Annotated in this window: 42 protein-coding genes; 40 read left to right on the top strand and 2 right to left on the bottom strand. The window is 33.9% G+C overall.

The genetic code is table 11. The features are described from left to right. Nucleotides 1-104: 104 nt before the first annotated feature. The 31 genes from EF514_RS09470 to rplQ all read left to right on the top strand — a co-directional run bounded on the left by EF514_RS09470 (nt 105) and on the right by rplQ (nt 15,039). Complete coding sequence (locus tag EF514_RS09470) at nt 105-869, top strand: cysteine peptidase family C39 domain-containing protein (RefSeq protein WP_205666434.1); 765 nt, start codon at nt 105-107, stop codon at nt 867-869. A 374-nt stretch (nt 870-1,243) separates the two neighbouring features. After that, complete coding sequence (gene rpsJ, locus EF514_RS09465; RefSeq protein WP_073183812.1) at nt 1,244-1,561, top strand: 30S ribosomal protein S10; 318 nt, start codon at nt 1,244-1,246, stop codon at nt 1,559-1,561. A gap of 60 nt (nt 1,562-1,621) precedes the next feature. Then, complete coding sequence (gene rplC / locus EF514_RS09460) at nt 1,622-2,254, top strand: 50S ribosomal protein L3 (protein WP_127725207.1); 633 nt, start codon at nt 1,622-1,624, stop codon at nt 2,252-2,254. Between the two features lie 17 nt (nt 2,255-2,271). Further along, complete coding sequence (gene rplD, locus EF514_RS09455) at nt 2,272-2,895, top strand: 50S ribosomal protein L4 (protein ID WP_127725206.1); 624 nt, start codon at nt 2,272-2,274, stop codon at nt 2,893-2,895. Beyond that, complete coding sequence (gene rplW / locus EF514_RS09450) at nt 2,895-3,185, top strand: 50S ribosomal protein L23 (RefSeq protein WP_127725205.1); 291 nt, start codon at nt 2,895-2,897, stop codon at nt 3,183-3,185. Before rplD ends, rplW begins: the two co-directional genes overlap by 1 nt. A 16-nt stretch (nt 3,186-3,201) precedes the next feature. Then, nucleotides 3,202-4,032: a 50S ribosomal protein L2 gene (rplB, locus tag EF514_RS09445; RefSeq protein ID WP_127725204.1), complete on the top strand. Its 831-nt coding sequence runs from the start codon at nt 3,202-3,204 to the stop codon at nt 4,030-4,032. Between the two features lie 15 nt (nt 4,033-4,047). Continuing rightward, a complete protein-coding gene (rpsS, locus tag EF514_RS09440) occupies nt 4,048-4,335 on the top strand; it encodes a 30S ribosomal protein S19 (RefSeq protein ID WP_127725203.1) in 288 nt (95 codons plus the stop codon). A 15-nt stretch (nt 4,336-4,350) separates the two neighbouring features. After that, nucleotides 4,351-4,686 carry a 50S ribosomal protein L22 gene (rplV, locus tag EF514_RS09435; protein ID WP_127725202.1) on the top strand — a complete coding sequence of 112 codons (336 nt, stop codon included), beginning with the start codon at nt 4,351-4,353 and terminating at the stop codon, nt 4,684-4,686. An 11-nt stretch (nt 4,687-4,697) separates the two neighbouring features. Then, nucleotides 4,698-5,438, top strand: coding sequence for a 30S ribosomal protein S3 (gene rpsC, locus EF514_RS09430; protein ID WP_127725201.1), 741 nt, complete (start codon nt 4,698-4,700; stop codon nt 5,436-5,438). Between the two features lie 26 nt (nt 5,439-5,464). After that, nucleotides 5,465-5,896: a 50S ribosomal protein L16 gene (rplP, locus tag EF514_RS09425; protein ID WP_127725200.1), complete on the top strand. Its 432-nt coding sequence runs from the start codon at nt 5,465-5,467 to the stop codon at nt 5,894-5,896. Continuing rightward, entirely contained in the window at nt 5,886-6,092 is a 207-nt protein-coding gene (gene rpmC, locus EF514_RS09420; RefSeq protein WP_127725199.1) for a 50S ribosomal protein L29, read from the top strand. Before rplP ends, rpmC begins: the two co-directional genes overlap by 11 nt. 3 nt (nt 6,093-6,095) lie before the next feature. Further along, nucleotides 6,096-6,350, top strand: coding sequence for a 30S ribosomal protein S17 (rpsQ, locus tag EF514_RS09415; RefSeq protein ID WP_127725198.1), 255 nt, complete (start codon nt 6,096-6,098; stop codon nt 6,348-6,350). Between the two features lie 20 nt (nt 6,351-6,370). Next, nucleotides 6,371-6,739: a 50S ribosomal protein L14 gene (gene rplN / locus EF514_RS09410; protein ID WP_127725197.1), complete on the top strand. Its 369-nt coding sequence runs from the start codon at nt 6,371-6,373 to the stop codon at nt 6,737-6,739. Nucleotides 6,740-6,753: 14 nt separating this feature from the next. Then, the gene (gene rplX, locus EF514_RS09405; protein ID WP_127725196.1) at nt 6,754-7,062 is read left to right on the top strand and encodes a 50S ribosomal protein L24; all 309 of its coding nucleotides are present in this window, start codon (nt 6,754-6,756) and stop codon (nt 7,060-7,062) included. Nucleotides 7,063-7,074: 12 nt separating this feature from the next. Further along, nucleotides 7,075-7,617, top strand: coding sequence for a 50S ribosomal protein L5 (gene rplE, locus EF514_RS09400; protein ID WP_127725195.1), 543 nt, complete (start codon nt 7,075-7,077; stop codon nt 7,615-7,617). 13 nt (nt 7,618-7,630) lie between these two features. Further along, nucleotides 7,631-7,816 (top strand): type Z 30S ribosomal protein S14, encoded by a 186-nt coding sequence (locus tag EF514_RS09395; protein ID WP_127725194.1) that lies wholly within the window; start codon nt 7,631-7,633, stop codon nt 7,814-7,816. A gap of 30 nt (nt 7,817-7,846) precedes the next feature. After that, nucleotides 7,847-8,242 carry a 30S ribosomal protein S8 gene (gene rpsH, locus EF514_RS09390; protein ID WP_127725193.1) on the top strand — a complete coding sequence of 132 codons (396 nt, stop codon included), beginning with the start codon at nt 7,847-7,849 and terminating at the stop codon, nt 8,240-8,242. 15 nt (nt 8,243-8,257) lie between these two features. Then, on the top strand, nt 8,258-8,794 hold the full coding sequence (rplF, locus tag EF514_RS09385; protein WP_127725192.1) for a 50S ribosomal protein L6: 537 nt from the start codon (nt 8,258-8,260) through the stop codon (nt 8,792-8,794). A gap of 15 nt (nt 8,795-8,809) precedes the next feature. Beyond that, nucleotides 8,810-9,172: a 50S ribosomal protein L18 gene (gene rplR / locus EF514_RS09380; protein WP_127725191.1), complete on the top strand. Its 363-nt coding sequence runs from the start codon at nt 8,810-8,812 to the stop codon at nt 9,170-9,172. 14 nt (nt 9,173-9,186) lie between these two features. Beyond that, entirely contained in the window at nt 9,187-9,693 is a 507-nt protein-coding gene (rpsE, locus tag EF514_RS09375) for a 30S ribosomal protein S5 (RefSeq protein WP_127725190.1), read from the top strand. Between the two features lie 15 nt (nt 9,694-9,708). Further along, the gene (gene rpmD, locus EF514_RS09370) at nt 9,709-9,876 is read left to right on the top strand and encodes a 50S ribosomal protein L30 (RefSeq protein WP_127725189.1); all 168 of its coding nucleotides are present in this window, start codon (nt 9,709-9,711) and stop codon (nt 9,874-9,876) included. Between the two features lie 12 nt (nt 9,877-9,888). Continuing rightward, nucleotides 9,889-10,338, top strand: coding sequence for a 50S ribosomal protein L15 (rplO, locus tag EF514_RS09365; protein ID WP_127725188.1), 450 nt, complete (start codon nt 9,889-9,891; stop codon nt 10,336-10,338). Further along, the gene (secY, locus tag EF514_RS09360) at nt 10,338-11,618 is read left to right on the top strand and encodes a preprotein translocase subunit SecY (RefSeq protein ID WP_127725187.1); all 1,281 of its coding nucleotides are present in this window, start codon (nt 10,338-10,340) and stop codon (nt 11,616-11,618) included. The genes rplO and secY overlap by 1 nt, the downstream gene beginning before the upstream one ends. An 11-nt stretch (nt 11,619-11,629) precedes the next feature. Further along, the gene (locus EF514_RS09355) at nt 11,630-12,274 is read left to right on the top strand and encodes an adenylate kinase (RefSeq protein ID WP_127725186.1); all 645 of its coding nucleotides are present in this window, start codon (nt 11,630-11,632) and stop codon (nt 12,272-12,274) included. A 3-nt stretch (nt 12,275-12,277) separates the two neighbouring features. Beyond that, nucleotides 12,278-12,532: a KOW domain-containing RNA-binding protein gene (locus tag EF514_RS09350; protein ID WP_127725185.1), complete on the top strand. Its 255-nt coding sequence runs from the start codon at nt 12,278-12,280 to the stop codon at nt 12,530-12,532. Between the two features lie 20 nt (nt 12,533-12,552). Continuing rightward, a complete protein-coding gene (infA, locus tag EF514_RS09345) occupies nt 12,553-12,771 on the top strand; it encodes a translation initiation factor IF-1 (protein ID WP_127725184.1) in 219 nt (72 codons plus the stop codon). Between the two features lie 28 nt (nt 12,772-12,799). Then, on the top strand, nt 12,800-12,913 hold the full coding sequence (rpmJ, locus tag EF514_RS09340) for a 50S ribosomal protein L36 (protein ID WP_005957387.1): 114 nt from the start codon (nt 12,800-12,802) through the stop codon (nt 12,911-12,913). 16 nt (nt 12,914-12,929) lie between these two features. Then, nucleotides 12,930-13,292 carry a 30S ribosomal protein S13 gene (gene rpsM, locus EF514_RS09335; protein WP_127725183.1) on the top strand — a complete coding sequence of 121 codons (363 nt, stop codon included), beginning with the start codon at nt 12,930-12,932 and terminating at the stop codon, nt 13,290-13,292. A 12-nt stretch (nt 13,293-13,304) separates the two neighbouring features. Next, nucleotides 13,305-13,700 carry a 30S ribosomal protein S11 gene (rpsK, locus tag EF514_RS09330; protein WP_127725182.1) on the top strand — a complete coding sequence of 132 codons (396 nt, stop codon included), beginning with the start codon at nt 13,305-13,307 and terminating at the stop codon, nt 13,698-13,700. A gap of 36 nt (nt 13,701-13,736) precedes the next feature. After that, nucleotides 13,737-14,684 carry a DNA-directed RNA polymerase subunit alpha gene (locus EF514_RS09325; RefSeq protein ID WP_127725181.1) on the top strand — a complete coding sequence of 316 codons (948 nt, stop codon included), beginning with the start codon at nt 13,737-13,739 and terminating at the stop codon, nt 14,682-14,684. Nucleotides 14,685-14,697: 13 nt separating this feature from the next. Continuing rightward, a complete protein-coding gene (rplQ, locus tag EF514_RS09320) occupies nt 14,698-15,039 on the top strand; it encodes a 50S ribosomal protein L17 (protein WP_127725180.1) in 342 nt (113 codons plus the stop codon). A gap of 99 nt (nt 15,040-15,138) precedes the next feature. On the opposite strand, the gene EF514_RS09315 is transcribed toward rplQ, so the two are convergent. Continuing rightward, nucleotides 15,139-15,747: an alpha/beta fold hydrolase gene (locus EF514_RS09315; RefSeq protein ID WP_127725179.1), complete on the bottom strand. Its 609-nt coding sequence runs from the start codon at nt 15,745-15,747 to the stop codon at nt 15,139-15,141. 38 nt (nt 15,748-15,785) lie between these two features. Further along, complete coding sequence (locus EF514_RS09310; protein ID WP_127725178.1) at nt 15,786-16,802, bottom strand: PTS sugar transporter subunit IIC; 1,017 nt, start codon at nt 16,800-16,802, stop codon at nt 15,786-15,788. 188 nt (nt 16,803-16,990) lie between these two features. Here EF514_RS09310 and EF514_RS09305 point away from each other — a divergent pair, with 188 nt between their 5' ends. The 9 genes from EF514_RS09305 (at nt 16,991) to EF514_RS09265 (ending at nt 26,344) form a co-directional block, all read left to right on the top strand. Beyond that, the gene (locus tag EF514_RS09305; protein WP_127725177.1) at nt 16,991-17,848 is read left to right on the top strand and encodes a substrate-binding domain-containing protein; all 858 of its coding nucleotides are present in this window, start codon (nt 16,991-16,993) and stop codon (nt 17,846-17,848) included. A gap of 4 nt (nt 17,849-17,852) precedes the next feature. Next, the gene (gene pstC, locus EF514_RS09300) at nt 17,853-18,746 is read left to right on the top strand and encodes a phosphate ABC transporter permease subunit PstC (protein WP_127725176.1); all 894 of its coding nucleotides are present in this window, start codon (nt 17,853-17,855) and stop codon (nt 18,744-18,746) included. Nucleotides 18,747-18,826: 80 nt separating this feature from the next. Next, nucleotides 18,827-19,618: a phosphate ABC transporter permease PstA gene (gene pstA, locus EF514_RS09295; protein WP_127725175.1), complete on the top strand. Its 792-nt coding sequence runs from the start codon at nt 18,827-18,829 to the stop codon at nt 19,616-19,618. Next, nucleotides 19,615-20,370 (top strand): phosphate ABC transporter ATP-binding protein PstB, encoded by a 756-nt coding sequence (pstB, locus tag EF514_RS09290; protein WP_127725174.1) that lies wholly within the window; start codon nt 19,615-19,617, stop codon nt 20,368-20,370. Before pstA ends, pstB begins: the two co-directional genes overlap by 4 nt. Nucleotide 20,371: 1 nt before the next feature. After that, on the top strand, nt 20,372-21,004 hold the full coding sequence (phoU, locus tag EF514_RS09285) for a phosphate signaling complex protein PhoU (RefSeq protein WP_127725173.1): 633 nt from the start codon (nt 20,372-20,374) through the stop codon (nt 21,002-21,004). Nucleotides 21,005-21,007: 3 nt separating this feature from the next. Then, nucleotides 21,008-21,703, top strand: coding sequence for a response regulator transcription factor (locus tag EF514_RS09280; RefSeq protein ID WP_127725172.1), 696 nt, complete (start codon nt 21,008-21,010; stop codon nt 21,701-21,703). Then, nucleotides 21,684-23,351, top strand: a complete 1,668-nt coding sequence (locus EF514_RS09275; protein WP_127725171.1) for a sensor histidine kinase — start codon at nt 21,684-21,686, stop codon at nt 23,349-23,351. Before EF514_RS09280 ends, EF514_RS09275 begins: the two co-directional genes overlap by 20 nt. Nucleotides 23,352-23,383: 32 nt before the next feature. Continuing rightward, nucleotides 23,384-24,109 carry a GNAT family N-acetyltransferase gene (locus tag EF514_RS09270; protein WP_127725170.1) on the top strand — a complete coding sequence of 242 codons (726 nt, stop codon included), beginning with the start codon at nt 23,384-23,386 and terminating at the stop codon, nt 24,107-24,109. Nucleotides 24,110-24,220: 111 nt separating this feature from the next. Beyond that, the gene (locus EF514_RS09265; RefSeq protein ID WP_240649051.1) at nt 24,221-26,344 is read left to right on the top strand and encodes a bifunctional metallophosphatase/5'-nucleotidase; all 2,124 of its coding nucleotides are present in this window, start codon (nt 24,221-24,223) and stop codon (nt 26,342-26,344) included. Nucleotides 26,345-26,352: the final 8 nt, after the last annotated feature.

The following is a 26,352-nucleotide window of genomic DNA, read 5'->3' as shown; positions in this document are numbered from 1 at the left end:
GAATCCAAATTGTTTGGATTCCTTTTAAATTAAATATTTACAAATACAAGGTTGAGATTATATAATTTTAAAATATTAAAGGAGGCGATACTATAAAAAAATTATTGGCAATTTTAACTTTAGTTAGTTTACTACTTACAGCTTGTAGCGCAGAAAATATGAGGGGAAATTATACAGATGAAATGAAAATTCCCCACGTTCGGGATTTGTCTGGGCAGGACGGAGCGGATTCTGTTGAGAGAAGTACAGACCATAAAGATTCTCCCTATTTTAGTACCGTTGATTTTTACAATGCAAAGTCAACAGATGATTTTGTAATTCTATCTAAGTTTAAAACACAGCAGCAGAGTTCGGAGTGGTCATGTGGAATTACTTCTTTACTTATGGTTTTAAATCACTATAATATACTAGGAGATTGGAATGAATATACTTTAGCGGAATTAAGACCTCAAGGGTTAACTCCGGAAGGAACGTCTCTTTCAGACTTGGTGGAAGTTGTTGAGCAGGTAGGCGGATTTGAAATTGAAAGCAGCAAAGATTTTAAAAGCGAAGAAGAGCTTCAGGAAAAATTTACGCTGGATTATATTCAAGAAAACTTAAAAGAGGGCACTCCTATTATTATTGGATGGAATGATTGGGGAGGACATTGGCAGGTTATTATTGGATATGATACTATGGGAACGGAAAGCACACAGGACGATGTATTAATAGTTGCAGATGCCTATGACACTACCGACCATAATCAAGATGGCTATGGGGTTTATCCTGCTGAGAGATTTTACTATAATTTCAACTTCTATAATTTTTTTGAAGAATTAGAGGGAGAAAATAACAACTTTATGCAATATTTAATTATTAAACCTATATAGTGTAAAGGACTTCTTAGGAGGTCCTATTTTCAATTTAGAAGTAGGAAAATTTTAATAGCAGAATATATTTCACGCAATTTTCATAAATCTTTATTGAAAAAACTTGAAAAACTTTCAAATAGGGGTTTACAAGTAGTTGGTGTTGAGATATAATATTCAAGCGTTTGAAATGAAATAGTTTGCTGTGATTTCATAAGTTGCTTGAGATCTTGCGGAAAAAAGGGGTTTCAAGGTAATTATGAATGAGAAGTCTAACAAGATTTAGGCGAAGGGTTATTTTTTCTTTATTTTACTTCCTGTACGAAACGCCGGGGAGTGTGTATCGATAACCCTATCTCGCAAAAGCAATTAACTATGCGAATAGGAGGGTATTTATGTCAAACAATGGAAAACAAAAAATTAGAATCAGACTTAAAGCTTATGATCATGAACTTTTAGACAATTCTGCTTCAAGAATTGTGGATGCGGCGAAACAAACAGGTGCTACTGTATCTGGACCGATTCCGCTTCCAACTGAAAAGGAAATTATTACTATATTAAGAGCTGTTCATAAGTATAAGGATTCAAGAGAACAATTTGAGCAAAGAACTCACAAACGTCTTATTGATATTATAAATCCAAATCAAAAGACAGTTGATTCACTAATGAAGCTCAACTTACCAGCTGGTGTTGATATTGAAATTAAGCTATAGATAATTGTTCTTTATAAGATTGTATAATACAATCCGCTGTAAATTTTAGGAGGTGCAACATTGAAATTTTTAATTGGAAAAAAGATTGGAATGACTCAAATCTTTGATGAAGAAGGTACAGTTACTCCTGTAACAGTTATTGAAGCAGAACCAAACTTAGTCGTTCAAAAGAAAACTGTAGAAACTGACGGATATAACGCTGTTCAAGTTGCGACAGGTTATGTTAAGGAAAGAAGAGTAAACAAACCTTTAAAGGGACATTACGACAAGGCGGGAGTTGAAAGTAAGAAAAACGCTAAGGAATTTAGAACTGAAGAAGTTGAAAATTATTCCATAGGCGATGAAATTAAAGTAGACTTATTTGCTGCTGGAGAGTTTGTGGACGTAACCGGTACGTCAAAGGGTAAAGGTACTCAAGGTGTTATAAAGAGACATGGTTTTGGTCGTGGACGTGAATCTCACGGTTCTAAATTCCACAGAATGCCTGGTGGTATGGGAGCTGCTTCTTATCCGGGAAAGGTATTTAAAAATCATAGAATGGCTGGAAAGATGGGTAATGAGCAAGTTACTGTACAAAATCTTGAGATTGTTAGAGTCGTTGCAGATAAGAATTTAATTCTTGTAAAAGGTGCAATACCGGGCCCTAAAAAGGGTGTTGTAACAATTAAAGAGACTGTAAAGGCTCATAAGTAGTGAAAGGAGGGTATAACATGCCTAAGATTCAAGTTGTCAATATGGAAGGTAATCCAGTTGAAGAAATTGAACTAAATGAAAATATATTTGATATTGATATAAATGAACATGCTGTTTACCTGGTTGTTAAAAATATTTTAGCAAACAAAAGACAAGGAACTAAATCTGCTAAAACTAGAGCTGAAGTTCGTGGAGGCGGAAGAAAACCTTGGAGACAAAAGGGAACAGGTCGTGCTCGTCAAGGTAGTATAAGATCTCCTCAATGGAGAGGCGGCGGAGTTGTATTTGCACCGAAGCCAAGAGATTTTTCCTATACTACACCTAAAAAAGTTAGAAGACTTGCAATGAAAAGCGCACTTACTTCTAAAGTACGTGAAAATGAAATAATTGTAGTTGATGATATAAAAATGGATGAAATTAAAACTAAGAACTTTGCAAATATGTTAAAGGCTATAAAAGCGGACAGAAAAGCTCTAGTAGTTGTTTCTGAAAACGACAAAAATGTTTTTAATTCTTCAAGAAACATTGAAAATGTAAAGACCACAACTGCAAATATGATAAATGTATATGATATTTTAAATTATAATTCATTTATTATTACTAAAGATGCATTAAAAGTAGTTGAGGAGGTGTTTAACTAATGAATGTATACGATATAATCAGAAAGCCGATTGTCACAGAAAAAAGTATGGATGATATGGAAAACGGAAATTATACTTTTGTAGTGGATAAAAGAGCTACTAAAGAAGAAATAAAAAAAGCTGTTGAAGAAATTTTTGACGTAAAAGTTCAAAGGGTAAACACTATGAATATGCGTGGGAAAATGAAGAGACAAGGTGTTCATCAAGGAAGACGTCCATCTTGGAAAAAAGCTATTGTTAAACTTACTGAGGATTCTAAAACAATTGAATTCTTTGAAGGTATGGAATAATTGAGGAGGTAAAAAGATGGCGATAAGAGGATATAAACCAACTTCTCCTGCTCTTAGAGAAATGACTGTCTCTACATTTGAAGAGATTACTAAAAAGGCTCCGGAAAAGAGTCTTACTATAAATCTAAAAACAAATGCCGGAAGAAATGCTCAGGGTAGAATTACATCAAGACACAGAGGCGGCGGAGTTAAGAGAAGATATAGAATAATTGATTTTAAGAGAAATAAAGACGGAATTCCTGCTAAAGTTGCTTCTATTGAATATGACCCGTACAGAACTAGCTACATTGCTCTTTTAAACTATGTTGATGGAGAAAAAAGATATATTTTAGCTCCTAACGGTTTAAAGGTTGGAGATGTAATTGAGTCTGGAGAAAATGCGGATATTAAAATAGGAAATGCATTAAAATTAAAGGATATTCCCGTAGGTACTACAATTCACAACATTGAAATGACTCCGGGAAAGGGAGGACAACTTGTAAGATCAGCTGGTACTGAAGCTCAATTAATGGCAAAGGAAGGCAAGTATGCACAATTAAGACTTCCTTCAAGTGAATTTAGATTGGTAAGTCTTGAGTGTAAGGCAACTATAGGACAAGTTGGAAATACAACACATGAACTTATTACTCTTGGTAAAGCTGGTAAGAGCAGATATTTAGGACAAAGACCACACGTTAGAGGTTCTGCAATGAACCCTGTAGATCACGCGCACGGTGGTGGAGAGGGTAGAGCGCCAATAGGTAGACCTTCACCAATGACTCCTTGGGGAAAACCGGCTCTTGGACTTAAGACAAGAAAGAAAAATAAGAAGAGTAGCCAATATATTGTAAGAAGAAGAACTAAGTAAGCGGGAGGGGAAAGAATGAGTAGATCAATAAAAAAAGGACCTTTTGCAGATGAACATTTGCTTAAGAAAGTTAGAGCTTTAAATGAAGCTAATGAACAAAAAGTTATAAAGACTTGGTCTCGCCGCTCCACAATATTTCCTGAAATGGTATCACATACTATTGCAGTACATGATGGAAGAAAGCATGTACCAATATACATTACAGAAGATATGGTAGGCCATAAACTTGGAGAGTTCGTTCCAACAAGAACGTACAGAGGCCATGCAGGTAAGAGCGAAAAAACTACTGGAATGAAAAAATAGGAAAGGGGATAAATGATGGAAGCAAGAGCAATTGCTAAATACGTTAGAATTTCACCATTAAAGGTGAATTATATTTGTGCTGAAATTCGTGGTAAACAAGTTGATGAAGCCCTTTCTATTTTAAAGTTCACTCCAAAAAGAGGAGCTAAAGAACTTTATAAAGTGCTTAATTCTGCAGTAGCTAATGCTGAAAACAACTTGAACTTAAATAGAGATGACCTTTTTGTAAAGGTTGCATATGCTAACGATGGACCTACAATGAAGAGATTTCACCCTAAGGCAAAGGGAATGGCTTATCCAATCTTAAAAAGATCAAGTCATATCGGCGTTGTAGTTGCAGAAAGAGAGTAAGGAGGTAAAGAATGGGCCAAAAAGTTAACCCACATGGACTTCGTGTTGGTATTATCAAAGATTGGGACTCAAAATGGTATGCTAATAAAAAGGATTTTGCAGCTTTATTATTAGAAGATGACAAGATTCGTAAATATATAAAGAAAAAGCTTTATACAGCTGGAATTTCAAAAATTGAAATTGAAAGAGCTGCAAATAAAGTAAAGATTTCAATTTACACAGCTAAGCCGGGTATGGTAATAGGACGTGGCGGAGTAGGAATTGAAGAACTTAGAGGTGAGTTGGAAAAACTTACTAATAAGAGCATAGTATTAAATGTTGAAGAAATTAAAAATCAAGAGCTTGATGCTCAACTAGTAGCTGAATCAATAGCGGAATCACTTGAAAGACGTGTTTCCTTTAGACGTGCTATGAAACAAGCTATTCAAAGAAGTATGAGAGCAGGAGCGCTTGGTATTAAAACATCTGTTTCCGGACGTGTTGGCGGTGCTGATATGGCAAGAACAGAAGGTTACTCTGAAGGTACTATACCTCTACAAACTTTGAGAGCAGACATAGACTATGGATTTGCTGAAGCAGATACAACTTATGGAAAACTTGGAGTTAAAGTATGGCTTTACAAAGGAGAAGTTCTTCCTGGACAAGTTGAAGACAAAAATGTTAGAGAGAAGAAGAGAAAACCTCAAGGTAGAGATAACAAAAGAAACAGAAAGAACTATAAAGCAGATTCTAGAAACAAAGCTCAGAATTAAGTTATGGAAGAAAGGAGGAAACATTTATGTTAATGCCTAAGAGAGTAAAATATCGTAGGGTTCATAGAGGCAGAATGAAGGGAATGGCACATCGTGGAAATACTCTTACTTACGGAGAGTACGGACTTCAAGCAATTGAACCTGCATGGATTACTTCAAATCAAATAGAAGCAGCACGTCGTGCTATGACTAGATATATAAAAAGAGGTGGAAATATCTGGATTAAAATTTTCCCGGATAAGCCCGTAACAGAAAAACCTGCTGAAACTCGTATGGGTTCAGGTAAGGGTGCTCCATCTTATTGGGTATCGGTAGTTAAACCTGGCCGTATAATGTTTGAAATGAGCGGGGTTAGTGAAGAAATTGCAAGAGAGGCAATGAGACTTGCAGCAATGAAACTACCAATTAAAACTAAATTTGTTATGAGAGAAAAGGATGGTGAATCTAATGAAGACTAAGGAAATTCGCCAAATGTCAAGTGAAGAATTAAATAAGAAGGTAACGGAATTAAAAAATGAGCTGTTCAACTTGAGATTTAGGTTGGCGACCGGTCAACTTGATAATCCATCAAGCATTAAGCAGGTAAAAAGAGATATCGCCAGAGTAAAGACGATAATTAGACAACGTGAATTAGGAATGGGAAAGGAGGCTTAACTAATGGAAAGAAACAATAGAAAAACGATTATTGGAACTGTTGTAAGTGATAAAATGGATAAAACTATTGTGGTAGCTGCTGAGACATTTGTTACTCATCCCATTTATAAGAAAAGATTTAAAAGAACTACAAAATTTAAAGCTCATGATGAGCAAAATGAATGTGGTATTGGCGACAAAGTAAAAATTATGCATACAAGACCACTTAGTAAAGACAAGAGATGGAGATTAGTAGATATTATAGAAAAAGCTAAATAATCTTAGTAAGGAGGAAGCTCATGATTCAACAAGAAACAAGGATGCGTGTTGCAGATAATTCCGGCGCAAGAGAGCTGCTTGTCATAAAAGTACTTGGTGGTACAAACAGAAGAACAGCAAATATTGGAGACATAGTAGTGTGCACTGTGAAACATGCAACACCAGGTGGCGTTGTTAAAAAGGGCTCAGTAGTTAGAGCTGTTATTGTAAGAACTAAAAAAGGAATTAGCCGTAAAGACGGATCATATATAAAATTTGATGATAATGCAGCGGTTATTATAAAAGATGATAAAAGTCCTGTAGGTACACGTATCTTCGGACCTGTTACCAGAGAACTTAGAGGTGAAAACTTCATGAAAATAATTTCTTTGGCACCAGAAGTACTCTAATCGGAGGTAATTAAATGCGTATTAAAAAAGATGATACAGTAAAAGTAATTGCCGGAAAGGACAAGGGTAAAACCGGTAAAGTATTAAAGACTTTTCCAAAAGATGAAAAAGTAATTGTGGAAAAAGTAAACATAGTTACGAAACACATTAAGCCAAGAGGACCTCAAAATCCTGGCGGAATTGAAAAGCAAGAAGCTCCAATTCATGTTTCTAACGTAATGTATTTTGATACTAGTTCTAATAAGGCAACAAGACTTGGATATAAAATAGAAAACGGCAAAAAAGTTAGATTTAAAAAATCTGATGGCAAAACAATTAAGTAAAGGAGGTAAAAGATGACTTCCAGATTAAAGGAAAAATATGATAATGAAGTAACAAAATATATGTTAGAAAAATTTGAATATAAAAATGTTATGCAAGTTCCAAAGCTTGAAAAAATAATTATTAACATTGGATTAGGAGAGGCTAAGGATAATCCCAAGGCTCTTGAATCTGCTGTAAATGACCTAACTATTATTTCAGGACAAAAGCCGATTGTAACTGTGGCAAAAAAATCAATTGCTAACTTTAAATTGCGTGAAGGCAATAAAATCGGTTGTAAAGTAACTTTACGTGGACAAAAGATGTATGACTTCTTAGATAAATTAATGAACGTAGCTCTTCCAAGAGTTAGAGACTTTAGAGGTGTAAAACCTACTGCTTTTGACGGAAGAGGAAACTATGCTTTAGGATTAAAGGAACAGTTAATTTTCCCTGAGATTGAATATGATAAAGTTGATGCTATTAGAGGTATGGACGTAGTAATCGTAACTACAGCTAATACAGATGAAGAAGCCAAAGCTTTCCTTGAAAAAATGGGAATGCCATTTGCAAAGTAATAGGAGGTAAATTGTGGCAAAAAAATCAATGATTGCTAAACAAAAGAGAAAACCAAAATATAGCTCTCGTGCATATACAAGATGCAGCATATGTGGAAGACCACATTCTGTTTTAAAGAAGTATGGAATTTGCAGAATTTGCTTTAGAGAATTGGCATATAAAGGACAAATTCCTGGAGTTAAAAAAGCTAGTTGGTAATTCTACCATCAGGAAAGGAGGCAATAAATTATGATGACAGACCCAATTGCAGATATGCTTACTAGAATAAGAAATGGTAACGATGCAAAACATAAATCTGTTGATATTCCAGCTTCAAATATTAAAAAAGAAATATCTGAAATTCTTCTAAAAGAGGGATATATTAGAAATTACGAAGTAATTGATGATGACAAACAAGGTATGATTAGAATAGATTTTAAGTATGGAGAAAATAACGAAAAAGTTATTAGCGGTATAAAGAGAATTTCTAAGCCAGGACTAAGAGTTTATGTTCACTGTGAAGATGTTCCTAAGGTACTTGGAGGACTTGGAATTGCAATAATTTCAACTTCTAAGGGAATACTAACTGACAAAGAGGCAAGAGCTAATGGTGTTGGTGGAGAAGTTATTTGTTACGTTTGGTAAATAGGAGGTGTTAACATGTCAAGAATCGGTAAAAAGCCAATAGAAATCCCAAATGGTGTAGACGTTAAGATTGTTGAAAACACTGTGACAGTAAAGGGACCAAAGGGAGAATTGACTCAAAGTTTTGATCGTGACATGATTATTGAATTAGATAATAATGTTTTAACAGTACAAAGACCAAGCGATAGCAAAAATCACAAGGCGATGCATGGTTTAGTTAGAACACTAATTGACAATATGATAATCGGTGTTACTGAAGGATATTCAAAAGAATTAGAAATAGTTGGAACAGGATATAGGGCGGCTAAAAATGGAAATAAATTAGCCTTAACATTAGGTTTTTCCCACCCTCTTGAACTAGAAGACCCAGCGGGAATTCAAGTTGAAGTTCCAGCACCTACAAAAATAATCGTATCCGGTATAGATAAACAAAAAGTTGGAGCATATGCTGCTCACATTAGAGGATATAGAGAACCTGAACCTTATAAGGGCAAGGGAATTAAGTACGTTGATGAATATGTAAGACGTAAAGTAGGAAAAACTGGTAAGTAATAGGAGGAGAGAATAGTGTTTAAGAAAATAGATAGAAATGCAAACAGAGTAAAAAGACACAAGAGAATCAGAAATAAAATCTCCGGAACTGCTACTTGCCCGAGACTATCTGTTTACAGATCAGATGCACACATCTATGCACAAATTATAGATGACGAAAAGGGTCACACTTTAGCATCAGCTTCAACACTTGATAAATCTTTAGAACTTTCAAGTACTAAGAATTTAGAAGCAGCTAAGAAAATAGGTGAAACTATTGCGAAACGTGCACTTGATGCAGGTATTGAAGAAGTGGTATTTGACAGATCCGGATATTTATATCACGGTCGTATAAAAGCTCTTGCAGAGGCAGCAAGAGAAACTGGACTTAAATTTTAATAAAGGAGGGAAAAATGGAACGTTCATTGATAAACGCAGCTGAACTTGATCTTGAAGAGAGAGTTGTAGCTATTAACAGAGTTGCGAAAGTAGTTAAGGGTGGTCGTAATTTCAGATTTTCAGCTTTAGTAGTTGTAGGAGATCACAACGGACACGTTGGAGTTGGAACTGGTAAGGCATTGGAAGTACCTGAGGCTATTAGAAAAGCGGTTCAAGATGCAAAGAAACACCTTATTGAAGTTAACTTATTAGAAACTTCTATCCCTCATCAAGTTACTGGAGAATTTGGTTCAGGTAAGGTATTTCTAAAACCTGCTAATGCCGGTACGGGAGTTATTGCCGGAGGTGCAGTACGTGCGGTTTGTGAACTTGCAGGTATTAGTGATATTCGTACTAAAAACCTTGGCTCAAACAATCCAAGAAATACAGTAAATGCAACGATTGATGCATTATCTCAATTAAAGACGGCAGAATCTGTTGCAAGACTTAGAAATAAATCAGTAGATGAGATTTTAGGATAAGGGGGTAAATAAACTATGAAAATTAAGCTAGTAAAGAGCCCTATTGGAAAGATTGAAACTCATAAGAGAACTATAAAAGCACTTGGACTTAGAAAAATAGGACAAGTAGTTGAAAAAGAAGATACTCCTCAAATTAGAGGTATGATAAAACAAGTGTCATATATGCTTGAAGTTGAAGAATAGGAGGTGTGAAACTTGAAATTACATGACTTAAAACCTGCAGAAGGTGGCGGAGTTAAAGCTAGAAAAAGAGTAGGTAGAGGTATTGGTTCCGGTACAGGAAAGACTTCTGGTAAAGGGCATAAGGGACAAAACGCTCGTAGTGGCGGTGGAGTTAGACCTGGTTTTGAAGGGGGACAAATGCCTTTATTCAGACGTCTACCTAAGAGAGGTTTCACAAATGTATTCAAAAAAGAATATGCTGTAATTAATGTTTCAGATTTAAATGCTTTTGAAAATGGAGCAGAGGTAACACCTGAAATTTTAATAGATAGTGGTTTAATAAAAAAATCTAAGGCGAAAGATGGTGTAAGAATCCTTGGAGATGGTGAGATAAACGTAAAATTAAACGTTAAAGCTCAACATTTTTCTAAAACAGCAGCTGAGAAAATAGAAGCTGCCGGAGGAAAGGCCGAGGTGATTTAATGATTTCGACCTTTAGAAATGCTTGGAAGATACCACAACTTAGGAAAAAGATGCTTTTCACTCTTTTTATGTTATTAATTTATAGACTTGGCTCACATATTACTGTGCCATATATGAATGCACAAGCTGTTCAACAACTTTTTAGCAGTTCGAACCAAAGTGTGTTCTCACTTTTGGACTTAATGACTGGAGGTAACTTCAGTAACTATACGATATTTGCAACTGGTATAACACCATATATCACTTCATCTATCGTACTTCAACTTTTAACTATTGCTATTCCTTCACTGGAATCTCTTGCAAAAGAGGGGGAAACCGGAAGAAAGAAAATTGCCAAGTACACAAGATACTTAACTATAGTTATTGCATCAGTACAGGCTTTCGGATTTACTTTTGGAGTAGTAAGAAGTGCTGTTTTAGCTGAAGGATTTTTACAATATTCAGTAATTATACTTTCAATGGTAGCGGGAACTGCATTTTTAGTTTGGTTGGGAGAACAAATAACTGAACACGGTATAGGAAATGGTATTTCATTGTTAATATTTGCCGGTATTATTTCCAGATTCCCAACAGACATTATGCAATCTATAAGTATGGTTAAAGCAGGAGTGGCAAGTCCAATATTCTTAGTAGTATTTTTAATCATAACTATAGCAATTGTTATCTTTGTTGTTGCATTAAATGAAGGTGAAAGAAGAATTCCAGTTCAATATGCAAAAAGAGTAGTAGGTAGAAAAATGTACGGCGGACAATCTACTCATATTCCAATTAAGGTTTTAATGAGTGGAGTTATGCCTATAATATTTGCCAATTCATTAATGGCTGTGCCTGCAACTATTGCAATGTTTGTAAAAAGTGAATCCACTAAGAGATGGATTGGAACCTATTTTACAACTCAAGGAACACCGGGTGTAATATTTACAATAGTATTCTCCGTTTTGTTAATTATATTCTTCACATATTTTTATAATTCAATTCAGTTTAATACTGTTGAATATTCTAAGAACTTACAACAAAACGGTGGTTTCATTCCAGGAATCAGACCTGGAAAACCAACAAGTGATTATTTACAGAGAACAGTTAACAGACTGGTGTTACCGGGAGCTATTGCACTTGCAATACTATCTGTACTGCCTATAATCTTAACAAAGATCTCTGGACTACAATTTAATTATGGTGGTACAAGTGTTATAATTATCGTTGGGGTAGTTCTTGAAACTACAAGAGTGTTAGAGCAACAAATGCTAATGAGACATTACAAAGGTTTTTTAAATAAATAGGAGGAAATTAAATGAAGTTGGTTATTTTAGGACCTCCAGGAGCAGGTAAGGGTACTCAAGCTGATTTTATTATTAATAAATACAATATACCTCATATTTCTACTGGAGATATTTTAAGAGAAAACATTAAGAACAATACTGAGTTAGGACAAAAAGCTAAGGCATATATGGATAAAGGTCTGTTGGTGCCTGACAATGTAGTTGTAGAAATCGTACAGGATAGAATTGTAAAAGACGACTGCAAAAACGGTTTTCTATTAGATGGCTTTCCAAGGACGGTTTCCCAAGCTGTAAGTCTTGATGCGGAATTAGACAAATTGGGAACTAAACTTGACAGAGTTGTTAATATAAATGTAGATAAAAATATTTTAATTGATAGAGCAGTGGGTAGAAGAGTATGTAAAACTTGTGGTGCTACTTACCATATTAAATATAATCCTCCTAAAGTTGAAGGAATTTGTGACAAAGATCAAACTCCTTTAATTCAGAGAGATGATGACGTAAAAGAAACTGTTGAAACAAGGATTCAGGTATATTTTGATCAAACTGCACCTTTAATTGATTATTATAAGGCGCAAGGAATTCTATTAGATGTTGATGGAAATCAAAGTATAGATAAAGTATTTGAAGATATCAATAAAGGCTTAAACAATTGAGAGATGGAAAAAACTTTTTTAATAGAAGTTGGACAGGTTGTAAAGGCAAAAGCCGGAAGGGATATTGGAGGAATATTCTTAGTTTATAAGGTTTTAGATGAAAGCTACGTTCTTATTGTAGATGGTAAGAGAAGAAAACTTGCAAATCCCAAAAAGAAGAAAGTAAAACACTTAATAATATACAAAGATAGAATAAATTTAGATGTTGAAAATTTAAATGACAGCTATATTAGAAAGGCACTTAAACCCTATAACTAAAGAAAAGGAGGAACCTTGTAATGGCTAAAGAAGACGTAATTGAAGTTGAAGGAACAGTGGTTGAAGCACTTCCCAACACTAATTTTAAAGTTAAGCTAGAAAATGGTCACATTATACTTGCACATATTTCAGGAAAACTTAGAATGAATTATATACGAATACTTCCAGGAGACAAAGTGACTGTGGAACTGTCTCCCTATGATTTGACAAGGGGCAGAATTACCTGGAGGAAAAAATAGATAATCCTAAAATTTAGGAGGGATACAAATGAAAGTTAGACCATCTGTTAAGAAGATGTGTGAAAAATGTAAGATAATTAAAAGAAATGGAAGAGTAATGGTTATTTGCGAAAATCCAAAACACAAGCAAAGACAAGGATAAGAGGGGGCTATAATTAATGGCAAGAATTGCTGGTATTGACTTACCCAGAGAAAAACGCGTTGAAATTGGTCTTACCTATATCTATGGAATCGGAAGAAAAAGATCACAAGAAATTTTGAAAAACGCTGAAGTAAGCTTGGACACAAGAGTTAAAGACTTAACAGAATCAGAGCTTGGACGCATAAGAGATGAAATAGATAAATACCATGTAGAGGGAGATTTACGTCGTGATGTTGCTATGAACATTAAAAGACTTAGAGAAATCAACTGCTACAGAGGTATAAGACATAAAAAGGGACTTCCTGTAAGAGGTCAAAAGACAAAGACAAATGCAAGAACAAGAAAAGGTCCTAAGAAATTAGTATCTAAGAAAAAGTAAGGGGGGAGACACATGGCTAAGAAACAAAAAGCAACACGTGTTAGAAGAAGAGAACGTAAAAATATTGAAAAGGGTCAAGCGCATATAGCATCTACCTTTAACAATACAATGGTAACTCTAACTGATATGAGCGGTAATGTTATTTCTTGGGCAAGTGCAGGACAACTTGGATTTAGAGGTTCAAGAAAGTCTACACCCTTTGCTGCACAAGAAGCTGCTGAAGAAGCAGCAAACAAAGCTAAAGAACATGGTTTAAAATCAGTAGAAGTTTTTGTAAAGGGACCAGGTTCTGGAAGAGAAGCTGCAATAAGATCACTTCAAGCATCAGGACTTGAAGTTACAATGATAAAAGATGTAACACCAATTCCACATAATGGATGTAGACCACCTAAACGTAGGAGAGTTTAGTATTACACTCCTAATAACCCATAAAGGAGGGTACCCATGATAGAGATAGAAAAGCCAAGCATAAATATTGTAGAGTTGGATGATTCTGGTGTATACGGGAAATTTGTAGTGGAACCTCTTGAAAGTGGATATGGCATTACAATAGGAAACTCTCTTAGAAGAGTTCTTCTATCCTCTCTTCCTGGAGCAGCAGTGTCATTTGTAAAAATAAGAGGCGTTGAACATGAATTTGCTACAATTCCAGGTGTATTGGAAGATGTTCCTCAAATAATTCTCAACATTAAGGGAATAGTTTTAAAAACCAATGAAAATGAACCTATAAAAATGATTATAGAGAAAAAAGGTGAAGGTGAAATTTTAGCTTCTGATATACAAGTAGGCCCGGAAGTTGAAATAGTAAATCTTGACCACCACATTGCAACTTTAAATGAAGATGCCGATGTGTATATGGAACTTACCATAGAAAGAGGACGTGGATATGAGCCTTCAGAACTTAAAAAAGATGAAGTTACTGAAATAGGTATTATTCCAATAGACTCAAGTTATACACCTACTAAAAAAGTAAACTGGAAAGTAGAAAATACAAGAGTCGGTCAAAGAACCGACTACGATAGATTAATACTTGAAGTTACTACTGATGGTTCAATGAACGCAGATGAAGCAACATCTCTAGCGGCAAAAATTCTTACGGAACACTTGAATTTATTTATTGGTCTTACAGAGCATGTAAGTGATGTAAATATTATGGTGGAAAAAGAAGAAGATCAAAAAGAAAAAGTTTTAGAAATGACAGTTGAAGAACTTGATCTTTCAGTTAGAAGTTTTAACTGTTTGAAACGTGCAAATATAAATACAGTTGAAGAACTTACTCAAAAATCTGAGGAAGACATGATGAAAGTTAGAAACCTAGGTAAAAAATCCTTAGAGGAAGTTCAAAACAAACTATCAGAATTAGGGTTGAGTTTAAAACAGGAAGACGAATAAAGGAGGGTTTGAAATGGCACAGTTAAGAAAACTTGGTCGCCCAACAGCTCATAGAAAAGCCATGCTAAGAAATCTTGTAACTTCACTTCTTAGAGAAGAAAAAATTACAACTACTACAACACGTGCAAAAGAAACAAGACGTATGGCGGAAAAAATGATTACTTTAGGAAAGCGCGGAGATCTTCATTCCAGAAGACAAGCTCTTTCATATATATATGATGAGGATGTTGTAACAAAACTATTTGAAGAAATTGCTCCTAGATATCAAGATAGAAATGGCGGGTATACTAGAATATATAAATTAGGACCACGTCGTGGAGACGGAGCAGAAGAGGCCATAGTTGAATTAGTATAAAAAGGGAAACACAAAAGTGTTTCTTTTTTTATTGAAAATATAAAGCAGCTTTGAAATTTCAAAGCTGCTTTATATTTCTTTAAAACTGTTTTACAGTGCTTAGATTTTTAAAAACTCTTTAATTAGAATAGACAGTTCTTCAGGATTGTCTTTATTTACTTCATGGACACTGTCTCTTACGATTTTAAAAGTTGAATTTGAAATATTTTTAGATAATTTTTCGGATGCTTTAAGATTAACCCTATCTTTTTCGCCACAGAGAATTAAAGAGGGACAAGAAATAGAAATTAGTTCCTTGGAAAAATCTAAATTTATCATAGACCTAGTAAGTTTAATAATATCATTTTTTTCAAATCCCATATTATTAAAAGCTGAGTTTGGTAATAATTTAAAGATTACATTTTGAAATAGAAGTAGATTTTTCGGCATTTTGTACTGTGTTCCAATAAGTATAAGGGAATTTACCTCAGTAGGAAAATCAAGGGCATAATTAAGGGCAAGCACACCTCCCAAAGACAGACCACATAAATTTAAAGGTGGAGGCAGTTTTTTAAGATCTTCTGTAAGGGATGAATATAGATTTTTCCAATTAACTTCTTTATTTTTTAAAAGAAAAGCTAAGTCGGGACAATATACTTTCTTTATTGATGACGTAGTTTTATCCCAAACTTTAGAGCTTTGACCAAGCCCGTGTATAAATACGTTCATACTTAACTCCTTAATTGATATTATTTAACGATTAGATATTATTGCAATTTCATATCTCCAGGTTTGATAAGATTTTGTTTTTTCATTATCAAATAAATTATGTAGGTTACAATGGCAGGAAGAACAATTTGAATAATTGAAATTTTAAGTAGAATTTCTGAAATTGGATAGTTATCAATCATTGCGTTAATTGTACCAAATTGTCCTACTAAACCGCAAGTGCCCATACCGGAACCAAGGGGTGTATTTTCCATTTTTAAAATAATTGTGGAAATAGGTCCTAAAATGGCAGAAGCTAAAGTGGGAGGAATTAAGATTAAAGGTTTTTTAATTATATTTGGCATTTGTAACATACTGGTTCCTATACCTTGAGCCATAAGTCCTTCAATACCGTTGTCTTTAAAGGAAATTACGGCAAAGCCAACCATTTGACAACAACAACCCACTGTCGCTGCTCCGCCTGCAAGACCTGATAGTGATAACATCATGCAAAGGGCTGCAGATGATATGGGAAGAGTTAAAACCACCCCGACTATTACAGAAACTATAGCTCCCATTATTAAAGGCTGAGCTGCAGTGGCAATCATAATTACCTGTCCAATAGTTTCCATTACGTACTGAATAGGCGGTCCTATAAAATTTGCAATTGCAATACCGATTAAAATAGAAAAAGTTGGAGTTACTATAATATCTATCTTTGTTTCTTTGGAAATTAATTTTCCAAACTCCACGGCAAATATAGTTGCTACATATACTCCTACAGGTCCTCCCAACTTATAACCTGCTACACCTACAAGAGTGGAAGAAAATAATACCAAGTCAGGTGCTCTTAGTGCATAGGCAATGGAAACCGCTATTGCAGGTCCCGTTGCTTCTTGTGCTATGGGCCATAAGACATCAGTTAGAAATTTAATATTAAGTTGTTGGCCTATGGTGTTTAAAATAGTTCCAACCAGTAAAGATGCAAATAAACCGTAAGCCATTGCTCCCATGGCATCAATAAAATAGGTTTTAAAACTAATATTAATATTTTTCTTTTGTAAAAAGCTGTTCATTTTTACTCCTTTATTATATATAATAAGCATTGTAAAGTGTTTTTTATATTATAGCATAGAGTTTAAGTTTAATTATTTAAAATATATGGATTTTCCATGGGAATTTACTAGATGTTTACATAGACTTATAATTAGATTTACATTTCTCATATATAATGAACTTAAGAATTTAAGGAGGAGTTATTTATATGAAATTTTTAAAAGGTAAGAAGTTAGTCAATGTTATGTTAGTTATTTCAATGATGACATTATTATTTACAGGATGTGCTTCAGGAGATAAGTCTGCAAGTATTAATGTCATAACTAGAGAGCAAGGTTCCGGTACAAGAAGTGCCTTTGTAGAAATCACAGGTATTTTGGAAAAAAGCGATGATGGGGAAGAAAAAGACTTAACATCTGAAGAAGCAACTGTTCAAAACAATACTGAAGCAGTAATGACAGCAGTTGGTAATGACAAAAATGCCATAGGCTATATATCATTGGGTTCATTAAAAGATTCAGTTAAGGCTATAAAAATAGACGGAGTGGAACCTACAGCAGAAAACATAAAAAGTGGAGACTATAAAATTCAAAGACCTTTTAATGTAGTTTATAAAGATGGAGCTTCAGAGGGAATACTGGACTTCTTAAAGTTTATTGAAAGTGATGAAGGCCAAAAAATAGTTGAAGAAGAAGGATATATTCCAGATACGCAAGGCATAGCTTATGAAGCTTCAGATAATTCAGAGACTATTACAATAGCCGGTTCAACTTCTGTAACACCTTTAATGGAGAAGTTAGCGGAAGCTTATGTAAAGTATAATCCTAATTTTAAGTACAATTTACAAGCCACCGGTTCATCAGCGGGAGTGCAGTCTGCAAAAGAGGGTTCTGCTGAAATTGGAATGGTATCAAGAGAATTGAAAGATTCGGAAAAAGATTTACAGTCAAAGGTAATTGCAAGAGATGGAATAGTGGTAATAGGTAATTTGGAATCTCCGGTGGAAGACTTAACCTTAGAAGAAGTAAAAAATATTTTCACTGGTGAAACTACAACTTGGGAGTAAGTAGATGGAAAGAAAAGTCCAAAATAACAATGCGGATAGAGCACAGCTAAGAGAAAGTATTACTAAATACTTTTTCTTACTTTGTGCGCTTTTGTCTGTTTTATTTATTATTTTAATTTCAATTTTTATATTTAGCGGTGGCATATCTTTTATTCAAAAGGTAGGTTTGAAAGATTTTTTATTTAGTACAAATTGGAAACCTTTAGATACGCCGCCATCTTATGGAATTTTATCAATGATTTTGGGATCTCTTATGATTACTTTTCTATCCTGTGTTATGGCCGTGCCTGTAGCAATATTTGCAGCTGCTTACTTGGCCTTTGATTGCAATCCCAAAGTTTATAAATTTTTAAAGCCGGCATTAAATCTTATGGCAGGTATTCCTTCAATAGTGTATGGTTTTTTTGCTTTGACGGTAATTGTACCGATTATAAGAATGATTTTTGGAGGAAACGGAACTAGTATTTTAACTGCCAGCCTGTTGTTGTTTATAATGATACTTCCTACGATTATAAGTTTGGCTGAAAGTTCTCTTAGAACAGTGCCGAAGTCCTATTATGAGGGAAGTGTAGCTCTTGGAGCAAATCATGAAAGAACTGTTATGAAGATAATGTTACCTGCAGCAAAGTCAGGTATATTTGCAGGTATTATTTTAGGAGTCGGTCGTGCAATTGGTGAGACAATGGCCGTAATTTTAGTGGCGGGAAATCAAACGAGACCTACTTTTAATATTTTAAAGGGTATACGTACTATGACTACTAATATAGTTTTGGAAATGGGATATGCGGAAGGAATGCATAGAGAAGCCCTAATTGCTACTGCTGCAGTACTATTCGTATTTATTTTAATAATAAATATTTGTTTCTTTATTTTTAAGAAAAGGAGTGAAAAAATTTGATTCCATTATTATTTATAGTTTTTTTGCTCTTAGTTTTTGTATATTTGGGTAAAAATAATAAAATAAATGTATATAGGTTTATGACCAAAATTTCAGTTTTTTTGACTTTTGGCTCACTGTTTGTAATTGTGGTTTACGTTTTATTAAAGGGCATTCCATATTTTAACTTAGATATGTTTTCTCTTAACTACACTTCGGAAAATGTTTCAATGTTGCCTTCCATACTTACCACGCTGTTAGTTGTATTTTTAGCTATTATAATTGCTACACCTGTGGGAGTTTTTACAGCAATCTACTTAGTTGAATATGCTAAAAAGGAATCTAAAGTGGTGGAAGTAATAAGACTTGCAGCAGAAACACTACAGGGAATTCCGTCAATAGTCTACGGACTCTTTGGTATGTTGTTTTTTGTCTTAAAGCTGGGTTTTAAATTTTCTATTTTATCGGGAGTTCTAACTATTAGTATTATGATACTTCCTTTGATTATGCGTTCTACTGAAGAGGCTTTAAAGTCTGTATCAGATAGTATAAGACAGGCGAGCTTTGCTTTGGGAGCGGGAAAACTTAGAACAATTTTCAGAATAGTAGTTCCTGTTGCAATGCCGGGAATAGTTTCCGGAATAGTGCTGGCAACAGGTCGTATAGTAGGAGAAACGGCGTGTTTAATATTTACACTGGGAACAGCCACAGCATTGCCTAAGAGCATATTTTCATCTTCAAGGACTCTTGCCCTTCATATGTATATGTTATCATCCGAAGGAATGCATGTGGGAGAGGCCTATGCCACAGCTACGGTGTTGTTAGTACTGGTTTTAATTATTAATTATATTTCTAATAAGTTAGCAAGTAAATTTATGGAGGTCAAAAGTTGAGTTCTAAAATTGTAATAGAGGATCTGGATTTGTACTATGGTGATTTTCAAGCTTTAAAAAAGGTGAATTTAGATATTCAGGAAAATGAAATAACTGCATTTATAGGTCCTTCAGGTTGTGGTAAATCTACAACTTTAAAGTGTATTAACAGAATGAACGATTTAATACCCAATTGTAAAATAGAGGGTAATATTATAATAGACAATGAAAATATCTATGCAAAGGATTATGATGTAAATACACTTAGAAAAAGAGTGGGAATGGTATTTCAATCACCTAATCCCTTTCCGATGAGCATATATGAAAATATGGTCTACGGACCTAAGACACATGGAATTAAAGATAGAGCTACTTTAGATGAAATAGTTGAAAAATCTTTAAGAGGAGCTGCCATTTGGGATGAAGTGAAAAATAATTTAAAGAAAAATGCACTGTCTCTATCAGGAGGACAACAACAGAGACTTTGTATTGCAAGAGCTCTTTCTGTGGAGCCGGACATAATTTTAATGGATGAGCCTACATCGGCATTGGATCCGATTTCCACAGGAAAGATTGAAGATTTAGTTACAGAATTAAAGAAAAAATATACAATTATTATGGTTACTCATAATATGCAACAAGCCTCAAGGATTTCAGACAAAACAGCATTCTTTTTAACGGGAGAAATCATTGAATATGGAGATACCTTTGAAATGTTTTCCGTGCCAAAAGATAAGAGAACTGAAGATTATATAACAGGAAGGTTTGGATAAAATGAGAAGTAGATTTGATGAAGAATTAGAAGAACTTAATGAGCAGATGTTGAGAATGGGCATGCTGGTTGAGGCAGGCATTGAAAAGGCAGTCAGCATGCTTGATAAAAGAGATGAGGAAAAGGCTAAGGAAGTCATAAGGTATGAAGAAGAAATAGACAATATGGAGTATGAGATTCAAGTCCATTGTTTACGACTTTTAATAGAGCAACAACCTGTGGCAAGAGATCTTAGAAAAATATCCGCTGCATTGAAAATTATTACAGATATGGAACGTATAGGTGACCAGTCAAGAGATATTGCCGAAATTTGTATGTATGTGGACTTAGACAAGGATATGCAAAGTGTTCAACACGTTAAGGAAATGGCCGAAAGTACTATAGATATGGTAAACGGCACAATTAAAGCCTTTGTAGACGGCGATATTGAGTTGGCAAGACAGATACAAGAAGATGATGATATAGTTGATGATTATTTTGTAAAAGTTAGAGATGACTTAATTAAGCTTATAAGAGAAGAAGATATTGAGCCTTCTTATATTATAGATGTGCTTATGATTGCAAAATATTTAGAACGAATTGCAGATCATGCTGTTAATATTTCTGAATGGGTAATTTTCACTGTAGAGGGGTAAATTATGTTGGTATATGTTGTGGAAGATGATTATTCTATCCAAAAATTAGTAGAATATGCGTTAAAAAGTAAAGGTTATGAAACTGTAGGTTTTGAAAATGGGGCAGATTTTTTTAAACAATTGGAAGAAGAGCTGCCGGACATTATAATATTGGATATAATGTTGCCTGATATGGACGGCATTACTATTTTAAAACATTTAAAACAGGATTTAAAAACGGCTTCAATACCGGTTATGATACTGACTGCTAAAAATACGGAATATGACATTGTAAGTTCTTTGGACTTGGGAGCAGATGACTATATGAAAAAGCCTTTTTCGGTTTTGGAATTTCTTTCAAGAGTAAATGCACTGCTTAGAAGGAGTAGTAAGTCCAAGGGAGAATTTTTGGAATTTGAAGGTATTGAATTAGATGTTTTAAAAAGAGTTGTAAGTGTTGATGATAAAAAAATTGAACTTACTTTTAAAGAGTTTGAATTATTAAAATATATGATGGAAAATGTGGACATAGTTCTCTCAAGAAAAAAACTTTTAAATTTTGTCTGGGGCTATAGCTATGAAGGTGAGACCAGGACTGTGGACATGCATATTAAATTATTAAGAGAAAAACTTGGTGATAAGCGCAAGTACATTCATACTGTTAGGGGAATGGGATATAAGTTGTCAGCAAGAGGAATAAATGAAGAAGAGGATATTTGATAATACAATAGTTGTTTCAATTATAGTTTTAATTTTAAGCAGTACTTTTTCCTTTTTTTTATATTATGGAAACCATAGAAAAAATGCGGAAAAGGATTTGACAAGTTTAATTAGTTTAATAGATTCAACTATTAATTTTGAAGAAGATAAAATTGAATATTTAAAGAATATTTCTAAATCTAATGAAAACATTAGAATTACTTATGTTAGTAGTGGAAATGAGATACTATTTGATTCCTATGATGATATTTTAGGAATAAAAAGACATATTGATAGTGAAGAATTTGAAGATTCAGTAAAAACGGGTATATATAATCCAAATAGATATTCCAGTGGAGCTTTTAAAGATGTTTATTATAATGCTTTTAAATTAAAAGATGGAAGTATTTTAAGAGTGTCAAAGGAAATAGAGAGTATGTTTAGTTTGTTTTTTGACATGATACCTGTAAATTTATTAATTTTACTTTTTATTGTTATTTCGTCAAAGGCACTTTCATCTCGCACCTCTGAAAAAATAGTAAATTCCGTTAAAGAAAGTCTTGAAAGGAACATAGTTATAGAAGAGGAAATTCCTGAAATTTCTCCCGTAATCTTTGAAATAAAATCTCAAAGAGATATTATAGAAAGGCAATTGGAAGAAATTAAGGTAGAAAGAGATACCATTACCATAATACTGGAAAATATGGAAGAGGGTTTTTTAATGATAGACACTAAAAAATCCATTCTTTTAATTAACAAGGCGGCGTTGAACTTTTTAAATGCTACAAAAAGTGTTTTAAATAAAAATATTCTTTATCTCACTAGAGATGAGGAAATAATTAATTCTATTGAGGAGGCATTAAAGGGAAATTCTTCAGAGGGCATTATAAATTCTATGGACAGAGAAATAAAATTTTATTCAAATCCGGTTTATTTAAAGGACACTATTGCTGGTTCAATTTTGTTTTTAATAGATGAAACGGAACAGATAAGAAGTCAAAGAATAAGAGAGGAATTTTCTGCCAATGTATCTCATGAATTAAAGACGCCTATAACATCAATATATGGATTTGCCGAACTTTTGAAAAACGATATGATTCCTGCAGAGGAAGATAGAGTTGAGTTTTTAAACAGTATCTATAATGAATCTAAACGACTTTTAGAATTAACTGATGACATTATGAAAATTTCCAAGCTGGAAGAGGGTTCGGAACTGTTAAAATCAAAAGTGGATTTGAAAAAGCTGTCAGAGGAAGTTCTATTTTCATTTACAAAATTTGCTGAAGATAAATCTGTTAAATTGCATTTAAAAGGAGAAGCTTCAATTATAGCAAATGAAAATATGATGTGGGAAATGATTTCAAACTTAGTTGAAAACGCCATAAAGTACAACAGAGAAAATGGAGAAGTTACAGTTGAACTAAATGAAGATGGTAAAGTAAAAATAAAAGTCAGTGATACGGGTATTGGAATACCAAGAGCTAAACAAAATAGAATCTTTGAGCGTTTTTATAGAGTAGATGAATCAAGAAACAAGAAAACCGGCGGAACAGGTTTGGGTTTGAGTATAGTTAAACACATCGTTAAAAATCATGGAGGAGAAATAAAATTTAAAAGCAAAGAAGGAATCGGCACAGAAATAGAAATAGAGTTACCTAAAGTCACTTAATCTATTTGCTTGCTTAAAGTTAGGAGGATGCTATGAAAAAGTTACCGATGGGAGATGGTTTATACTACCGTTTTTTAGATGGAAATGATTTAGAAGAACTCTTAGTACTTATTGACCACGTATATGATGGTATGGAAGATAAAACCGCATATATTATGGATACTGAAGAAGAAGTACTTGAGCAATTAACTTCAGAAAATGATAAGGTTGTTGGCATTTTCAATGAAGAAGGTAAGTTAATTGCCTTTAGACATATGGAATTGGGAATTGAAAGAAAACAACTACCAAAGTATGTGGACATTGTTGAAATTCCGGTTGAAGGTACACTTTACCACGGGGGAGCAATGGTTCACGAGGACTATAGAGGAAGAGGCTTACAAAACAGAACCAGAAAGATAATGGAAGAAACTTTGGAAAATGAAAACTTTCACAGAGCCACTTCAACAGTATCACCTTATAATTATTTTTCAATGAAAAATGTTTTTAAAAGCGGGTTTGCTTTAGTGGGCTATGTAGAAGAGTATCCTGCAGGTGAAGATATGTTTGAAGAAAGATTTATTTTTTTCAAAGACTCTAAAAACCCCTTTGAATTTAGCGGTAATAATTTAAAGGTCAATTTATTTGATGGTAAGGCTATTTTAAAAGCTCTTTCAGAAGGATATGTTGGAATAGATGTAGATTATGACACACTGACTATGGCTCAACTTTCAGAGTATGGAGAGGTTGCTGCAGAGAGTGATTTATTATATGAAATATAGGTATTAGTACCTATATTTTTTTATGAAATTTTAAATAAAGAGTTGAAATTGCTTCTTTATCTTATGGAATAATTATGGTAGCATATATTCATAAATTAAAGGAGGTTCTTTATGAAAAAAAGCAAACGTATTCTCAGTTTATTACTAGTATTTATTTTTATGTTTTCAAGTTTTACAACAGTATTTGCTTCTGAGGAGGATTCTGTAACTAAATTACAGGAGATCAATCTTCTTGATAAGGAAAATTCAGAAGAGAAGTTAAGTGGAGATTTAACTAGGGCAGAAGGTCTTACAATGGTTTTAAAAATTTTAGGTTATTCACAGGAAAAAGCTGAAGAAGAGAATAACTTAAAATTAAATCCTTTTGAAGATGTTCCGGAGTGGTTTAAGGGATATGCAGGTCTTGGAGTGGATTTAAATCTAACTAAGGGAAAGACTGAAACCAAATTTGATCCTGATTCCAATTTAAGTAAGCAGGAATTTATAGCATTTATTTTAAGAGCGTTGGATTATGAAAATAATCTTGCCTATAAAGATGCTGAAAAAATTGGAAAGGAAATTAAACTTTTAGATAGTGATGATGATATTAAATCTAAAATTACTAAAGCAGAGGCAGCAGATTATATTTTTAAATCACTAAGTTTGGAAATAGAAAACGGTACGGGATATACTCTTGGGGAATATCTTGTAAAGACAGATGTACTAAGCGAAGATAAGGCGAAAGAAGTTGGAATTAAATTTGGAGAAAAAGATAGCAAAAGCGTAAATATTCTTTACTTCAATGACTTTCACGGCAATGTGGCGGAAGAGACTTCAGGTAAGAAGAGAAATATGGGTATGGCTAAACTTGCCGGTTATGTAGATATGTATAAAGATAAACATGAAAACACCATAGTTTTATCAGGAGGAGATAGTTACCAAGGAACAGCTGATTCAAACTTAACAGAGGGTAAGCCTGTTTCTGAGATGATGAAAAATATGGGGGTAGTAGCTTCTGCAGTTGGAAATCATGAATTTGATTGGGGAGCTGAAAAAATACCTACTTGGGCAAAAGATGGGAATTTGGAATTTTTAGCAACTAATATATACGATAAGGAGACAAATAAACCCGTTGAATGGGCAAGTCCTTATAAAATAATTGAAATAGGTGGAATAAAAGTTGGACTTATTGGCCTTGCTCATCCTGAGACAACTACTCTTACAAAGGCAGAGTACATTAAGGATTTTGATTTTAAAGATCCTGTAGAATCCGCTAAAGAGTGGGTTGAATATTTACAAGAAGGTAAGGCTAAAGAAGGAAAACCGGACGTTATAATAGCTCTTACTCACTTGGATTCACAAGAAGAAAATGGAGAGATAACAGGTAGCGCAGCTGAACTTGCAAAAAAAGTAGAAGGTTTAGATGCAGTACTCTCTGCACACTCTCATCAAACTGTAAAGGGAAAAGTTAATGAAGTTCCAATACTTCAAACTAATTATAGCGGAAGGTATGTTGGAGAGTTAACTATTGATTTGGAAGCAGAAAATACAATCAGTACTAACCTATACGCCGGAGATACTATTAAAAATAAAATAATTCCGGACGAAGCTACAAATAAAGTATATGAAGAACTTCAAAGGGAACTTGAACCTATTAAGAACAATGTAATAGGAGAAGCTACTGAGGAATTTACTCATGATAGAGATACTAAGGGTTTCAATACTTTACTGGGAAGCTGGTCTTGTGAAGTTATGGCAGATAAAACCAAGGCTCAAGTTGCAATTCAAAATGGTGGAGGTCTTAGAAGAAGTCTTGAAAAAGGTCAAATAACTGTAGGCGATATGTATGAAATTATGCCTTTTGATAACTATCTAGTAGTAATGGATTTGGCGGGTAGTGAACTGATAAAAGCAATTGATCATGGAATAGATATGCCAAAGACTACTGACGGAGTTTTCAGTGGGCTTATAGTTGAATATGATTCTACTAAAGCATATGGAGAAAAAATTACTAAAATGACTTTAAGTGACGGAACTCCAATTGAAGAGGATAAAACCTATAGAGTAGTTGTAAATGACTTTATGTTTACTGGTGGAGATGGATATGATTTTTCAAAGGCAACTAATGTAGATGAGACATATATTCCGGTAAGAGACGTTTTAGTGGAAAGAATTAAATCTGATAAAACTATTACACCTAAGGCAATAGACTATATTACTGATGTTTCAGAAGCAGTAATGGATAAGGCGGCTTAAAAAATGAA

Source organism: Anaerosphaera multitolerans, assembly GCF_004006535.1.
Taxonomy (GTDB): domain Bacteria; phylum Bacillota; class Clostridia; order Tissierellales; family Peptoniphilaceae; genus Anaerosphaera; species Anaerosphaera multitolerans.
This window is presented reverse-complemented; position numbering and strand designations above follow the sequence as displayed.